Raw genomic sequence first — 13736 nt, forward strand, 5'->3', positions numbered from 1 at the left:
GCAGCGTCGGGGAATGGGCGGTGGGATGCCGCAAAGCAGAAGATTATAAACGTTCGGGCGGCCCGGCGGCCGAGAAGGGGGGAAACGCAGGGGCGAATGGTAAAATTCGCGGATGAAAAAACTCGTGATCCTGATTTCCGGTCGCGGCAGCAACATGGAGGCCATCGTCCGCGCGTGCGCGCAGGAACGCTGGCCGGCCGAGGTCGCCGCCGTGATCGCCAACCGGCCCGACGCGGCCGGCCTGGCTTTTGCCGCGTCGCACGGGGTGGCGACCGCGGTGGTCGACCATCGCTCGTTCGACGGCCGCGACAGCTTCGACGCGGCGCTCGCCGCCGAGATCGACCGCTTCGCGCCCGATCTCGTCGTGCTTGCCGGCTTCATGCGCATCCTGACGCCCGATTTCGTCAGACGATATGAAGGCCGGTTGCTGAACATCCACCCGTCGCTGCTGCCGAGCTTCAAGGGCATCCACACGCACCAGCAGGCGCTGGATGCCGGCGTCGCGCTGCATGGCGCGAGCGTGCATTTCGTGATTCCCGAACTCGACAGCGGTGCGATCGTCGCGCAGGGCGCGGTGCCCGTGCGCGCGGGCGACGACGCGGCCGCGCTCGCGCGGCGCGTGCTGACGGTCGAGCACGTGCTGTATCCGCGTGCGGTCCGCTGGTTCGTCGAGGGGCGCCTGCGCCTCGAGAACGGCAGGGCAGTGGTCGCGCCGGAAGAGGCGCGCTGGATTTTCGCGGATCAACCGCATACCGAAACGAGCGAGGGCGTATGAAGCTGCACGGATTCCTGATTGGCCAGACCGAGACCTTGCTGGCCGAGGTGCTGAAGTTCACCGGCCCCGCCGATGCGACGACGAGCCGGTTCTTCCGTGCGCACCCGAAGCTCGGCCACGCCGAGCGCGGCGTGATCGCCGAGGCGGTGTTCGCGGTGCTGCGCCGCAAGATGGAGTTCTCGCACCTCGCCGAGAGCGGCACGGGCAGCCCCGCGCGGCGCCTGACGCTGCTCGGCCTGATGCAGACGCTCGGCCGCAATGCGCTGAAGCCGTTCGTGTCGGACACCGAGGCCGCGTGGCTCGAGCACGTGTCGAAGATCGATCCGGCGAGCCTGCCGGTGCGCGTGCGCACGAACCTGCCCGACTGGATCTACCAGGCGCTGTCCGCCCGTTTCGACGCGGAGGAACTCGCGCAGCTCGCCGCCGCGCTGAACTACCCGGCGCCGCTCGACCTGCGCGCCAACGCGCAGAAGGCGACGCGCGACCAGGTGATCGACGCGCTGCGCGCGAACGGCATCGACGCGGGCGAGACGCCGTTCGCGCCGCAAGGCGTGCGCGTCGTCGGCAAGCCGGCGCTCACGCGCCTGAAGCTGTTCGAGGAAGGCCAGATCGAGGTGCAGGACGAAGGCAGCCAGCTGCTGTGCTCGCTGGTCGCGCCGCGCCGCGGCGAGATGGTCGTCGATTTCTGCGCGGGCGCCGGCGGCAAGACGCTCGCGCTCGGCGCGATGATGCGCTCGACCGGGCGCCTTTATGCGTTCGACGTGTCGGAAAAGCGCCTCACGAAGCTGAAGCCGCGCCTCGCGCGCAGCGGGTTGTCGAACGTGAACCCGGTGTTGATCGACAGCGAACACGACGCGAAGATCAAGCGGCTCGCGGGCAAGATCGACCGCGTGCTGGTCGATGCGCCGTGCAGCGGCCTCGGCACGCTGCGCCGCAATCCCGACCTCAAGTGGCGCCAGACGCGCACGTCGATCGAGGAACTCACGCCGAAGCAGGCGTCGATCCTCGCGAGCGCCGCGCGTCTCGTGAAGAAGGGCGGCCGGCTCGTGTACGCGACCTGCAGCGTGCTCGACGCGGAAAACGAGGCGATCGTCGAGCAGTTCCTCGCCGACCATCCGGACTTCGTGCTGGTGCCCGCGCAGAAGGTGCTGGCCGACCAGCGCATCGAACTCGAGACCGGCGACTACCTGTCGCTGTGGCCGCACCGCCATGCGACCGACGGCTTCTTCGCCGCGGTGCTGGAACGGCGCGCCGCGCAGTAACGGCGGGGCGCACGGACGATGGAGAATCTGCAGAACCGCCTGCTGTCGCACCGGCTCGCGTCGGTGATCCGCGACTTCAACCAGCCGGTGATGATCTGGCAGGCGGCGATCCTCGTCGGCGCGCTGTGTTTCGCATGGGTGGCCGCGCGCTTCGTGCACGGCCGAATCGACGCGCGCCGGCGCGCCGCCGGCCGGATGCCGGGCGCCGGGGCGCAGAGCCTGAAGCGCGCGCTGTTCCCGCTGTTCGGCGGGCTGTTCGTGCTGGCCGCGCAGCTCGGGTTCGACCCGTTCATGTCGACGTCGCTGCTGTCGCTCGCGCTCGTGCCGCTGTTCGGCATCGGGTTGATCTACGTGCTGTTCTTCTTCGCGCGGCGCGTGTTCGCCCGCGACGGCCACACGCATGCGTGGCTGTCGATCGTCGAGAAGATCGTGTCGGTGATCGTGTGGGCGGCGATGGTGCTGACGGTGCTCGGGATCCAGCGCGACGTGATCGCGTGGCTCGACAGCGTGCAGTTCCGCGTCGCGAATGCGCACCTCACGCTGCTGTCGGTGATCTCCGGCGCGCTGTGGGTGTGCGTGACGCTGATGGTCGCGATGTGGCTCGGCTCGGTGCTCGAGGAACGCCTCGCGCGTGCCACCACGCTCGACGCGAACCTGAAGGTCGTGATGTCGCGGATCGGCCGCGCGCTGCTCGTGTTCGCGGCGATCCTGATCGGCCTGTCGCTCGTCGGCATCGACGTGACGGTGCTCGGCGTGTTCGGCGGCGCGGTCGGTGTCGGCCTCGGCTTCGGGCTGCAGAAGATCGCCAGCAACTACGTGTCGGGCTTCATCATCCTGCTCGACCGTTCGCTGCGGCTCGGCGACGCGATCAGCGTCGGCGGGCTCCAGGGCGTCGTCACGCAGATCCGCACGCGCTATACGGTCGTGCGCGGCCTCGACGGCAACGAGACGCTGATCCCGAACGAGAAGCTGATCACCGACGTCGTGCAGAACCAGTCGTCGTACCTGACGCGCGGCTACGCGAAGGTCGCCGTGCAGATTGCTTATACCAGCGACGTCGAGCAGGCGCTCGCGGTGCTCGCGGAAGCCGCGAAGGGCGTGCCGCGCGTGCTCGCGGAGCCGGCGCCGACGCCGTATCTGGTCAGCTTCGGCGCGGACGGGATCGACCTGGAGCTCGGCTTCTGGATCGAGGATGCGGCGAAGGGCACGTCGGGCGTGCGTTCGTCGGTGAACCGCAACATCTGGCGGCTGTTCGGCGAGCACGGGATCTCGATTCCGTTCCCGCAGCGCGAAGTGCGCGTGGTCGGTTTGCCGGAGGGGTTCGCCGCGACCGGCGTGGTCGCCGAGGGCGTGCCCGTGGCCGGTGGCCGGTCGGTGGACGGGCGGGCGTCGGCCGCGTAGATGCGGCCGACGGCGCGAATCGGGCGGGGCCTGCGGCCAGAACCGGATCGCGCGCCTTTCCCGGTCCGTCGATGGACTGTTTGCGTTGCGTCAAGACAAGAGAATATTCATTTTTTACAAAGACTTGGAACGGTTGAAGTAAAATTCCGGTCTACACGCGGTATGCTTTCATTTTTATGACGTCGGCCTGCGCCGGCATCGCTCTCACCACAGGTAACTGCCTTGTTGAATTCCCTGCTCGATTTTCTTTCCCACGGGCTCCTGCGCTTTTCGTGGTGGCAGGTCGCGCTGTTCGCGCTTGCCGTCACGCACGTCACGATCATCGGCGTGACGGTCTACCTGCACCGCTGCCAGGCGCACCGCGCGCTGGAGCTGCACCCGATCGCGAGCCATTTCTTCCGCCTGTGGCTGTGGATGACGACCGGCATGCTGACGGGTCAGTGGGCCGCGATCCATCGCAAGCACCACGCGAAGTGCGAAACCGAGGAAGATCCGCACAGCCCGCAGACGCGCGGCATCTGGAAGGTGTTCCTCGAAGGCGCCGAGCTGTATCGCGCGGAAGCGAAGAACGAAGAAACGATGCGCAAGTTCAGCCACGGCACGCCGAATGACTGGATCGAGCGCAATGTGTACTCGAAGTACCCGATCCTCGGCGTGAGCCTGATGATGGTGATCGACGTCGCGCTGTTCGGCGTGCTCGGTCTGACCGTGTGGGCCGTGCAGATGGTCTGGATTCCGTTCTGGGCCGCGGGTGTCGTGAACGGCTTCGGCCACTTCTGGGGCTACCGCAACTTCAACTCGGCCGATGCGAGCACGAACCTGTTCCCGTGGGGCATCGTGATCGGCGGCGAAGAGCTGCACAACAACCACCACACGTTCGCGACGTCGGCGAAGCTGTCGAACAAGTGGTACGAGTTCGACATCGGCTGGATGTACATCCGCATCATGTCGGCATTCGGTCTCGCGAAGGTGAAGAAGGTTGCACCGACGCCGCGCCTGAACAAGCCGAAGACGGTGCTCGACCAGGAAACGCTGCAGGCCGTGCTGTCGAACCGCTACGAAGTGATGGCGCGCTACGGCAAGGCCGTGAAGCGTGCCTATCGTCAGGAGCTCGCGCACCTGAAGGAACTCGGTTCGAGCGAGAAGTACCAGCTGATGCGCGGCGCGCGCAAGTGGTTCCACAAGGACGCCGACGGCCTCGACGAACCGCAGAAGAAGCTGCTGCCGGAGATCTTCGCGAACAGCCAGAAGCTGCACACGTACTTCCAGCTGCGCCAGGATTTGGCCGCGATCTGGGATCGCTCGACCGCTTCGCGCGAACAGCTGCTCGCGCAATTGCAGGATTGGTGCCATCGCGCGGAACAAAGCGGCATCAAGGCGCTGCAGGAATTTGCGACGCGCCTGCGTCGCTACGCCTGATTCGAAATCGATTAGAATCTCAGGACGTCACAAACCCCGCGTTGGCGGGGTTTTTTCATTTGGGCGGCCGGTTTTCGAAGGGCGACCGGAAGTGCCGGAATTCGTATGAGGCTCGGGGCAGCACTGACGTGGCGCCCCAGGGCGAGCGTAGGGATGGGGCTGGAGTAAGCGCTGAAGCGCTAGCTCCGGCCGACCGCGAAGCATGGGGCCGAGTAAGCGCTAAAGCGTTAACTCTGGCCGACCGCGAAGCATGGGACCCGAGTAAGTGCTAAAGCGCTAACTCGGGTCGACCGCGAAGCATGGGGCCAGAGTAAGTGCTAAAGCACTAACCCTGGCCGACAGGAGATATGGAGATGCAATCGACGATCAAACCCGTCGAGTACGACCGGCCGGTCTCGGCGGGAACCGTCTGTGGGGTAGGCCAGGCGTGGGCCAAAGTGCCCGAGGCGCCGTCCGCCGAAGAACGCGCCGCGCTGAAGGCGCGCATCAAGGCGCTGCTCGCACGTGAAAAGGCCGTGCTCGTCGCTCACTACTACGTGGATGCCGAGCTGCAGGAACTGGCGGACGAAACCGGCGGCTGCGTCGCCGATTCGCTCGAAATGGCCCGTTTCGGCCGCGACCACGACGCGCAGACGCTCGTCGTCGCCGGCGTACGCTTCATGGGCGAAACCGCGAAGATCCTGAGCCCCGGCAAACGCGTACTGATGCCCGATCTCGACGCGACCTGCTCGCTCGATCTCGGTTGCCCGGTCGACGAATTCTCCGCGTTCTGCGATGCGCATCCCGATCGCACCGTCGTCGTCTACGCGAACACCAGCGCCGCCGTGAAGGCCCGCGCGGACTGGATGGTCACGTCGTCGATCGGCCTCGAAATCGTCGCGGACCTGCACGCGCGGGGCGAGAAGATCATCTGGGCACCGGATCGCCATCTCGGCAGCTACATCCAGAAGAAAACCGGCGCGGACATGCTGCTGTGGCAGGGTTCGTGCCTCGTCCACGACGAATTCAAGGGCATCGAGCTCGACCTGCTGCGTGCCGAATATCCGGACGCGAAGGTGCTCGTGCATCCGGAGTCGCCGGAAAACGTCGTCGCGCAGGCGGACGTCGTCGGCTCGACGACCCAGCTGATCGATGCCGCCGTGAAGCTCGACGCGACGCACTTCATCGTCGCGACCGACCTCGGCATCCTGCACAAGATGCAGCTCGCGGCGCCCGGCAAGACCTTCATCGCCGCGCCCACGGCCGGCAACAGCGCGACCTGCAAGAGCTGCGCGCATTGCCCGTGGATGGCGATGAACGGCCTCGCGAACCTCGCCGACGTGCTCGAGCGCGGTCACAACGAGATCTTCGTCGATCCGGCGATCGGCGCGCGCGCGCGTCTGCCGATCGACCGGATGCTCGATTTCGCCGCGGCGCACAAAAAGCGCGTGCAAGCGAGCGGCGATCTGCAGCGCGATCAGCAACTGTTCGCGAACGTGGGGGCTGCATGACCGGCGCAGTCTCTCCGCTGTTCGAAGCCGTCCGCGCACAATACGGCGCGGCGTTCGACGAAGCGATCGCGCGCAACGTCGCCGACGCGATCGCCGAAGACGTCGGCACCGGCGACCAGACCGGGCGGCTCGTGCCGGCCGGCGAGCGGCGCCGTGCGCGCATCATCGTGCGCGAGGAAGCCGTGTTGTGCGGCGTGCCGTGGTTCGAGGCCGTCATCGCGCGAATCGATCCGTCGATCGTCGTGCAGTGGCGCTATCGCGAAGGCGACCGGATGGCGCCGGATTCGACCGTCTGCGAACTCGAAGGGCCGGCGCGCGCGCTGTTGACGGCCGAGCGCAACGGACTGAACTTCCTGCAGCTGCTGTCGGGCGTCGCGAGCGCGACGCGTCGTTACGTCGATCGCGTCGAAGGCACGCGCACGAAGATCCTCGATACGCGCAAGACGCTGCCGGGCCTGCGGCTCGCGCAGAAGTACGCGGTGCGGGTCGGCGGCGGCGAGAACCAGCGTCTGGCGCTGTACGACGGCATCCTGATCAAGGAAAACCACATCGCGGCTGCCGGCGGTGTCGGCGAAGCGCTCGATGCGGCGTTCGCGCTCGAATCAGGCGTGCCGGTGCAGGTCGAAGTCGAGACGCTCGCGCAGCTCGATACGGCGCTCGCGCATGGCGCGCAGTCGGTGCTGCTCGACAACTTCACGCTCGACATGATGCGCGAGGCAGTGCGCATCGCGTCCGGCAAGGCCGTGCTCGAAGTGTCGGGCGGCGTCAATTTCGATACGGTGCGCACGTTCGCGGAGACGGGCGTCGACCGTATCTCGATCGGCGCGCTGACGAAGGACGTGCGCGCGACCGACTACTCGATGCGGATCGTCGACTGACCGCGCGACATACCGTCTGACGAAAAAAGCCGCTGGCGCGCATGACGCCAGCGGCTTTTTTTGTGCGGCGGCAGCCGGGAAGGGCGTACCGGTCAGCGGCGCGAGCGGGGCGTGAGCACGCTCGGCAGCGCCTTCGGCAGCGTGTGCGGCCAGTCGCGGCTGTAGTGCAGCCCACGGCTTTCGCGGCGCGAGTACGCGCTCTTCACGATCAGCGTCGCGACGTCGACGAGATTGCGCAGCTCGAGCAGGTCGCGCGTCACGCGGAAGTTCGCGTAGTACTCGTGGATCTCGTCGCGCAGCAGCGACAAGCGGTGCTTCGCGCGCTCGAGACGCTTGTCGGTGCGCACGATGCCGACATAGTTCCACATCAGCCGGCGCAGTTCGTCCCAGTTGTGTGCGACGACGACTTCCTCGTCCGCATCCGACACGCGGCTTTCGTCCCATGCGGGCAGCTTGGCCGGCGTTGCAGCGTCGAAGCCGGCCGCTTCGATCGCCTCGGCCGCCGCGCGGCCGATCACGAGGCATTCGAGCAGCGAATTGCTCGCGAGCCGGTTCGCGCCGTGCAGCCCCGTGTACGACGTCTCGCCGACCGCATACAGGCCCGCGAGATCGGTGCGCCCCGCGAGATCGGTGACGACGCCGCCGCACGTGTAGTGCGCGGCCGGCACGACCGGAATCGGCTGCTTCGCGATGTCGATGCCGAATTCGAGGCAGCGCGCATGGATCGTCGGGAAGTGTTCGCGCAGGAACGCTTCCGGCTGGTGGCTGATGTCGAGATACACGCAGTCGATTCCGCGCTTCTTGATCTCGAAGTCGATCGCGCGCGCGACGATGTCGCGCGGCGCGAGTTCCGCGCGCGGATCGTGTGCGGGCATGAAGCGCGTGCCGTCCGGCAGCTTGAGCAGGCCGCCTTCGCCGCGCACGGCCTCCGAAATCAGGAACGACTTCGCATACGGATGGAACAGGCAGGTCGGGTGGAACTGGATGAATTCCATGTTCGACACGCGGCAGCCCGCGCGCCACGCCATCGCGATGCCGTCGCCGGTCGCGGTGTCGGGGTTCGTCGTGTACAGGTAGACCTTGCCGGCGCCGCCGGTCGCGAGCACCGTGTGCGGCGCCTCGATCGTGATCGTGCGGTCGTTGTCGACGTCGAGCGCATACAGCCCGTGACAGCGGCGCCCCGGCAGCCCGAGCCGGTCCGACGTGATCAGGTCGATCGCATGGTGGTTTTCGAAGAACGTGATGTTCGGATGCTGGCGTGCGCGGTCGGACAGCGTCGCGAGCACCGCATGGCCGGTTGCGTCGGCCGCGTGGATGATCCGGCGGTGGCTGTGGCCGCCTTCGCGCGTCAGGTGGAAACCGAGTTCGGCCGCATCGTCCTTCGTGAACGGCACGCCCTGGGAGATCAGCCATTCGATCGCTTCCCGGCCATGCTCGACGATGTAGCGCGTCGCGCCTTCGTCGCACAGCCCGCCGCCGGCGACCAGCGTGTCGTCGACGTGGTTCTCGATGCTGTCCGCCGAATCGAGGACGGCCGCGATGCCGCCTTGCGCGTTATCGCTTGCCCCCTCCATCATCGAACGTTTCGCGATCAGCGCGACACGTCGCGTGCTGGCCAGGTTGAGTGCGACCGACAGCCCTGCCAGGCCGCTGCCGACGATCGCCACGTCGAATTTCATGCTGCATCTCCATCGTTACGCTTTAGATCTTGTGCGTTCCGTCGACCTTGGCCGCGGAAAGGGGAGAGCATACCGCGTCGGGCCCGAGCGTGCGCGCGAAACCGCGCAAAACAAAAAGCCCCGCATGTGCGGGGCTTTTCGGTCGCCGTCAGGCTGGCAGAAACCGGAGATTACTTGATCTTGGTTTCTTTGTATTCCACATGCTTGCGGACGACGGGATCGAACTTCTTGATCGCCATCTTTTCCGGCATGTTGCGCTTGTTCTTCGTGGTCGTGTAGAAGTGACCCGTACCAGCGGTCGACTCAAGCTTGATCTTGTCGCGTGCGCCTTTTGCCATGATTGTGCTCCTTGGGCTTAGGCTTCGCCGCGTGCGCGCAGGTCAGCGAGCACGGAATCGATGCCGTTCTTGTCGATCAGGCGCAGGCCGGCGTTCGAGACGCGCAGGCGCACCCAGCGGTTTTCGCTCTCCACCCAGAACCGGCGGTTTTGCAGGTTCGGCAGGAAGCGGCGCTTCGTCTTGTTGTTGGCGTGGGAAACGTTGTTGCCGCTCATCGGCGCTTTCCCAGTTACTTGGCATACGCGTGCCATGAGAGCACTCCTAATACGCTAAATTCGGGGTTCGATCGCCGATGAAGGTTCCATCGTACTGCCACGTGATCCATGGCTGCACTCAGAACGCCGAAGCCTGTAAAGACAAGGCCCTTCGATGGCTAGAACTGGTTGGAAAAAAGACAGACGACGATTCTAGCAGAAAAAGTTCAGAAAAATCAAACCCAATTTCGCATCGTCGTTGCGGCGCCCGTGGGGCGGGTCGCCGGGCCACAGTCTACAGCCAACCGGCGCGCGCGAACGAAAATGTATCGCTGGTGCCGACGACGACGTGATCGAGCAGCCGCACGTCGACGAGTTCGAGCGCGTCTTTCAGCACCCGCGTCAGGCGGCGGTCCTCCGCGCTCGGCTGGACCGCGCCCGACGGATGATTGTGCGCGACGATCAGCGCCGCGGCGTTCTGCTGCAGCGCGCGGCGCACGACCTCGCGCGGATAGACGGCCATGCGCGTCAGCGAGCCGCGCGTGATTTCCTCCATGTCGATCAGGCCGTTGCGGGCGTCGAGGTACACCGCAATGAATACTTCGTGCGGGCGCGAGCCGATCTTCAGCCGCAGGCAATCCTCGACGGCGCCGGGCGAATCGATCTGCAGGCGCGCGTGCGCCTTCTCCTCCAGCATGCGCCGCGCGATCTCGGTGACCGCGACGAGCCGTGCGGAACGCGCGGGACCGATGCCGGGGTGCATCTCGAAGTCGCCGGAGGTCGCCTCGAGCAGGCCGCGCAACGTGCCGAACTGCCTGACCAGCGCGCGGGCGGTGACGAACACATCGTGCCCGGGCTTGCCCGTGCCGAGCAGCAGCGCGATCAGCTCGTCGTCGGTCAGTGCGGCGGGCCCGCGCTCCAGCAGCCGTTCGCGCGGCCGCTCGGGGCGCCAGTCGGCCGGGCGGCGCTTGCGCAGGTGGATCGGGACGACGCGGCCCGGCGCAGCGGCCGGTGCGTCGGCGGTGTCGCGGCATTCGGCCGGCGCGACGGCGAGAGAGGATGACGGCATGATCGAAACTCCATTGGCGGCGGCCGTGTGCGCGACGTCGTCGCACTTTCAGCCTTGCGCGCTCAGGTGACTTACAATATTGGCTTTGCGCCGGGCCTTTCGGCCAGTTCGGGCGCCGACGAACACGAGTCATTCATGAGCATCATCGATCTATCCGAAGTGAAGCCCGGTTCCCATGTCACGCTGCATTACCGGCTGGCACTGGCCGACGGCGCCGATATCGTCAACACCTTCTCCGACAAGCCCGCCACGCTGCTGCTCGGCGCCGGGCAACTAGCGCCCTCGCTGGAACAGATTCTGCTCGGCCTCAGGGTCGGTGACCATTCGACTTTTCAGCTAACGCCCGAGCAGGGGTTCGGTCCCCGCAATCCCGACATGCTCCAGCGCGTGACGCTGTCGACGCTGCGCGAGAACGGGATGGTCGGCGACGATTTCACGCCGGGCGAGCTGATCGAATTCAACGCGCCGGACGGCGGCCGCTATGCAGGGGTGCTGAAGGAAGTCAGCGAAACCTCGGCGCTGTTCGACTTCAATCATCCGCTCGCGGGCCAAGCGCTCACGTTCGAAGTGAAAATCATCGGAATCCTGTAATCATGAGCACCACCGATACGCTGTCCGGGCAGACCGTCGCCGCCGATGCCGAAATCCTGCTGGCCCAGCCGCGCGGCTTCTGCGCAGGGGTCGATCGCGCAATCGAGATCGTCGAGCGCGCGATCGCGATGCACGGTGCGCCGATCTACGTCCGTCACGAGATCGTCCACAACAAGTACGTGGTCGAGGATCTGAAGAAGAAAGGCGCGATCTTCGTCGAGGAACTCGAGGAAGTGCCGGCCGGCAACACCGTGATCTTCAGCGCGCACGGCGTGTCGAAGGCCGTGCGCGACGAGGCGGACGTGCGCGGGTTGCGTATTTACGACGCAACCTGCCCGCTCGTCACGAAGGTGCACGTCGAAGTGGCGAAGATGCGCCAGGACGGCGTCGACATCGTGATGATCGGCCACAAGGGCCACCCGGAAGTCGAAGGCACGATGGGGCAGGTCGAGCGCGGCATGCATCTCGTCGAAAGCGTCGAGGACGTGCAGAAGCTCGCACTCGCCGATCCCGAGCGCATCGCGCTCGTCACGCAGACGACGCTGTCCGTCGACGACGCGGCCGAGATCATCGGCGCGCTGAAGGCGAAGTATCCGAAGATCCGCGAGCCGAAGAAGCAGGACATCTGCTACGCGACGCAGAACCGCCAGGATGCGGTGAAGTTCATGGCGCCGCAGTGCGACGTCGTGATCGTCGTCGGCAGCCCGAACAGCTCGAATTCGAGCCGCCTGCGCGAAGTGGCGGAGAAGCGCGGCGTGGCCGCGTACATGGTCGACGCGCCCGATCAGATCGATCCGGCCTGGGTCGCGGGCAAGCGCCGCATCGGCGTGACGGCCGGCGCATCGGCGCCGGAAGTGCTCGCCCAGGCCGTGATCGCGCGGCTGCGCGAGCTCGGCGTGCGCAATGTCCGCGCCCTCGACGGCATCGAGGAAAACGTGTCGTTTCCGCTGCCGCGCGGGCTCAACCTGCCGCCCGCCGCCTGATTGCCGGATCGCACCTGCGATACCCCCGAAGCGCGCCTCCCGGCGCGCTTTTTTTTGCGCCGCGAAAACGAGATGCAACCATTGTTCACAGCAATGGTGCAACCCGGTTGCTATCGCCGCGCGTAGCCGCTTCTCAAAATTGGTTGCAATGCAGGAAAACCCCATCGAATCAGGATTATTGGCGGCCTATAAATGGAGTTACAATGCGCCCGTTTTCAGGCCGGAATGGCTTTGAAATCGGGTTTTGGCAAGGCGCGGGAGACCTACTCGATGCATGTGAAGTTGGCTGACGCCATGTCCGTCGCCGCACCGGTTGCAATGCTTGCCGGCTGTAGCAAAAAGAGCGACAACGAGGCGGGCAGGGAGACTGCGGCACCCGCAGTACCGGCGGCCAGCGACGTGCGCGCTGCCGGACCCGGACGTGCGGCGCGGTCGGTGTGCCGCATTGCGCAATCGGACAGTGACAAGGACAACGGGGCACGTTTGGCGATCGAGGAATTCAACGCGCAGGGCCCGAAGATCGGCATGCATTCGGCACGGCGGGCAGCACGCGCCGGCGGCGCTGCCATCAACCGGGCGACGGGCAAGCTGATTGCCCGACAACGAGCCGCCGGCCATGATGCGGCAGCAGCAGGGCGCGCCGCACGGCGGGCGCCCGGGTTTCGGGGCAACGCAGGCGACGTGCAGATGTCACTGATTCCCTTTCATTTCGATTCGACGAAACAGCGTGTCGCCGCGACCCATCGCGTCGCGGCGGGCGGTCTGCTTCGTTTCACGGATTCCGACGCAGTCCTGACGAAAGTCGGGCGCCACCTTCGCGATGCCGGTTCGGGCGCCGCGCGGGTGGCGGCGGACGGCCCGCTTGCACCGCAGGCGACGGCGTCCGGCATCGGAGCGCAAACCCTTGGCGACATCGGCATGTGCGCCGTCAAGGTGGTCGAGCCCGCGGGCGACGCGGCGCGGAACCTGATCTGCCCGGACGCGGGGTTCGCCCCGGCCCGGACGGAAAAAGGCATGGCGTTCGGGCAACCGGACACCGGCCGTTGCGGCACGCTGCCCTACGACTTCAAGGAGGCCAAGTACACCGTCCTCGATGTCGTGACGATTTAGCGACGGGACTCATGATGGCACCGGAACAGTGCGGTGTCGTTTCTGTATCCGTTCCGGCGGCAGGTCCGGCCGTACAGGCCGGGCGGCGCGCGCCGGGGCGATCCACCCTTACCGGTATCGACTAGTACCCGCAGTGTCGCCGCGAAGGCGCGATTCCTCGCTTACCCGCGGGGCGCAACGTCCTCCGGCAGCATGGGCCAAGGAGCTTTAAATGGATATTTTCGTCCAGCAGATCCTCAACGGGCTGGTGCTCGGCAGTGTGTACGCCATCATCGCGTTGGGTTACACGATGGTGTACGGCATTCTCGGCATCATCAACTTCGCGCACGGCGACGTGCTGATGATCGGCGCGATGGTCGCGTTGTCGGCCATTACCGTGCTGCAGAACCACTTTCCCGGACTCGGCAACGTCGCGACGCTGACGATCGGCCTTGGCATCGCCGCCGTCGTCTGCGCGTGCGTGGGCTACACGATCGAGCGGGTCGCGTACCGGCCGCTGCGCCGCGCACCGCGTCTCGCGCCGCTGATCACCGCGATCGGCGTGTCA

14 protein-coding genes are annotated in these 13736 nt (G+C 66.2%); 10 read left to right on the forward strand and 4 right to left on the reverse strand.

The features are described from left to right. The first annotated feature begins 112 nt into the window (after positions 1–112). The 6 genes from purN to nadC all read left to right on the forward strand — a co-directional run bounded on the left by purN (position 113) and on the right by nadC (position 7225). Entirely contained in the window at positions 113–775 is a 663-nt protein-coding gene (purN, locus tag U4Z64_RS14865) for a phosphoribosylglycinamide formyltransferase (RefSeq protein WP_124663056.1), read from the forward strand. Then, on the forward strand, positions 772–2037 hold the full coding sequence (locus U4Z64_RS14870; protein ID WP_044845593.1) for an RsmB/NOP family class I SAM-dependent RNA methyltransferase: 1266 nt from the start codon (positions 772–774) through the stop codon (positions 2035–2037). Before purN ends, U4Z64_RS14870 begins: the two co-directional genes overlap by 4 nt. Before the next feature lie 18 nt (positions 2038–2055). Next, the gene (locus U4Z64_RS14875) at positions 2056–3438 is read left to right on the forward strand and encodes a mechanosensitive ion channel family protein (RefSeq protein WP_321820338.1); all 1383 of its coding nucleotides are present in this window, start codon (positions 2056–2058) and stop codon (positions 3436–3438) included. A gap of 222 nt (positions 3439–3660) precedes the next feature. Beyond that, positions 3661–4857, forward strand: a complete 1197-nt coding sequence (locus U4Z64_RS14880) for an acyl-CoA desaturase (protein WP_321820339.1) — start codon at positions 3661–3663, stop codon at positions 4855–4857. Between the two features lie 353 nt (positions 4858–5210). Further along, the gene (nadA, locus tag U4Z64_RS14885) at positions 5211–6347 is read left to right on the forward strand and encodes a quinolinate synthase NadA (RefSeq protein WP_044845643.1); all 1137 of its coding nucleotides are present in this window, start codon (positions 5211–5213) and stop codon (positions 6345–6347) included. Then, positions 6344–7225, forward strand: coding sequence for a carboxylating nicotinate-nucleotide diphosphorylase (gene nadC / locus U4Z64_RS14890; RefSeq protein WP_124523875.1), 882 nt, complete (start codon positions 6344–6346; stop codon positions 7223–7225). Before nadA ends, nadC begins: the two co-directional genes overlap by 4 nt. A gap of 92 nt (positions 7226–7317) precedes the next feature. Here nadC and nadB read toward each other — a convergent pair whose 3' ends face one another. The 4 genes from nadB to radC all read right to left on the reverse strand — a co-directional run bounded on the left by nadB (position 7318) and on the right by radC (position 10505). Then, a complete protein-coding gene (nadB, locus tag U4Z64_RS14895) occupies positions 7318–8904 on the reverse strand; it encodes an L-aspartate oxidase (RefSeq protein ID WP_044845597.1) in 1587 nt (528 codons plus the stop codon). A gap of 170 nt (positions 8905–9074) precedes the next feature. Then, on the reverse strand, positions 9075–9242 hold the full coding sequence (gene rpmG / locus U4Z64_RS14900) for a 50S ribosomal protein L33 (protein WP_006478046.1): 168 nt from the start codon (positions 9240–9242) through the stop codon (positions 9075–9077). 17 nt (positions 9243–9259) lie between these two features. Further along, positions 9260–9493 (reverse strand): 50S ribosomal protein L28, encoded by a 234-nt coding sequence (gene rpmB, locus U4Z64_RS14905; RefSeq protein WP_004186391.1) that lies wholly within the window; start codon positions 9491–9493, stop codon positions 9260–9262. A gap of 238 nt (positions 9494–9731) precedes the next feature. After that, complete coding sequence (gene radC / locus U4Z64_RS14910) at positions 9732–10505, reverse strand: RadC family protein (protein WP_321820340.1); 774 nt, start codon at positions 10503–10505, stop codon at positions 9732–9734. A gap of 135 nt (positions 10506–10640) precedes the next feature. On the opposite strand from radC, the gene U4Z64_RS14915 reads away from it, so the two are divergent. The 4 genes from U4Z64_RS14915 to U4Z64_RS14930 all read left to right on the forward strand — a co-directional run. Further along, positions 10641–11096: an FKBP-type peptidyl-prolyl cis-trans isomerase gene (locus U4Z64_RS14915; protein WP_044845599.1), complete on the forward strand. Its 456-nt coding sequence runs from the start codon at positions 10641–10643 to the stop codon at positions 11094–11096. 2 nt (positions 11097–11098) lie between these two features. Further along, entirely contained in the window at positions 11099–12079 is a 981-nt protein-coding gene (ispH, locus tag U4Z64_RS14920) for a 4-hydroxy-3-methylbut-2-enyl diphosphate reductase (protein ID WP_044845600.1), read from the forward strand. Between the two features lie 270 nt (positions 12080–12349). Continuing rightward, the gene (locus U4Z64_RS14925; RefSeq protein WP_321820343.1) at positions 12350–13189 is read left to right on the forward strand and encodes a branched-chain amino acid ABC transporter; all 840 of its coding nucleotides are present in this window, start codon (positions 12350–12352) and stop codon (positions 13187–13189) included. 211 nt (positions 13190–13400) lie between these two features. Next, positions 13401–13736: branched-chain amino acid ABC transporter permease (locus tag U4Z64_RS14930; RefSeq protein ID WP_415750575.1), on the forward strand; the 336-nt coding region annotated here is incomplete at its 3' end.

The organism is Burkholderia sp. BCC1996 (assembly GCF_905339955.1).
In the GTDB taxonomy this organism is placed as follows: Bacteria; Pseudomonadota; Gammaproteobacteria; order Burkholderiales; family Burkholderiaceae; genus Burkholderia.

Coding starts and splice junctions, on each gene's coding strand:
- purN (WP_124663056.1), top strand. CDS start 113: ATGAAAAAACTCGTGATCCTGATTTCCGGTCGCGGCAGCAACATGGAG.
- U4Z64_RS14870 (WP_044845593.1), top strand. CDS start 772: ATGAAGCTGCACGGATTCCTGATTGGCCAGACCGAGACCTTGCTGGCC.
- U4Z64_RS14875 (WP_321820338.1), top strand. CDS start 2,056: ATGGAGAATCTGCAGAACCGCCTGCTGTCGCACCGGCTCGCGTCGGTG.
- nadA (WP_044845643.1), top strand. CDS start 5,211: ATGCAATCGACGATCAAACCCGTCGAGTACGACCGGCCGGTCTCGGCG.
- nadC (WP_124523875.1), top strand. CDS start 6,344: ATGACCGGCGCAGTCTCTCCGCTGTTCGAAGCCGTCCGCGCACAATAC.
- nadB (WP_044845597.1), bottom strand. CDS start 8,904: ATGAAATTCGACGTGGCGATCGTCGGCAGCGGCCTGGCAGGGCTGTCG.
- rpmG (WP_006478046.1), bottom strand. CDS start 9,242: ATGGCAAAAGGCGCACGCGACAAGATCAAGCTTGAGTCGACCGCTGGT.
- rpmB (WP_004186391.1), bottom strand. CDS start 9,493: ATGGCACGCGTATGCCAAGTAACTGGGAAAGCGCCGATGAGCGGCAAC.
- radC (WP_321820340.1), bottom strand. CDS start 10,505: ATGCCGTCATCCTCTCTCGCCGTCGCGCCGGCCGAATGCCGCGACACC.
- U4Z64_RS14915 (WP_044845599.1), top strand. CDS start 10,641: ATGAGCATCATCGATCTATCCGAAGTGAAGCCCGGTTCCCATGTCACG.
- ispH (WP_044845600.1), top strand. CDS start 11,099: ATGAGCACCACCGATACGCTGTCCGGGCAGACCGTCGCCGCCGATGCC.
- U4Z64_RS14925 (WP_321820343.1), top strand. CDS start 12,350: ATGCATGTGAAGTTGGCTGACGCCATGTCCGTCGCCGCACCGGTTGCA.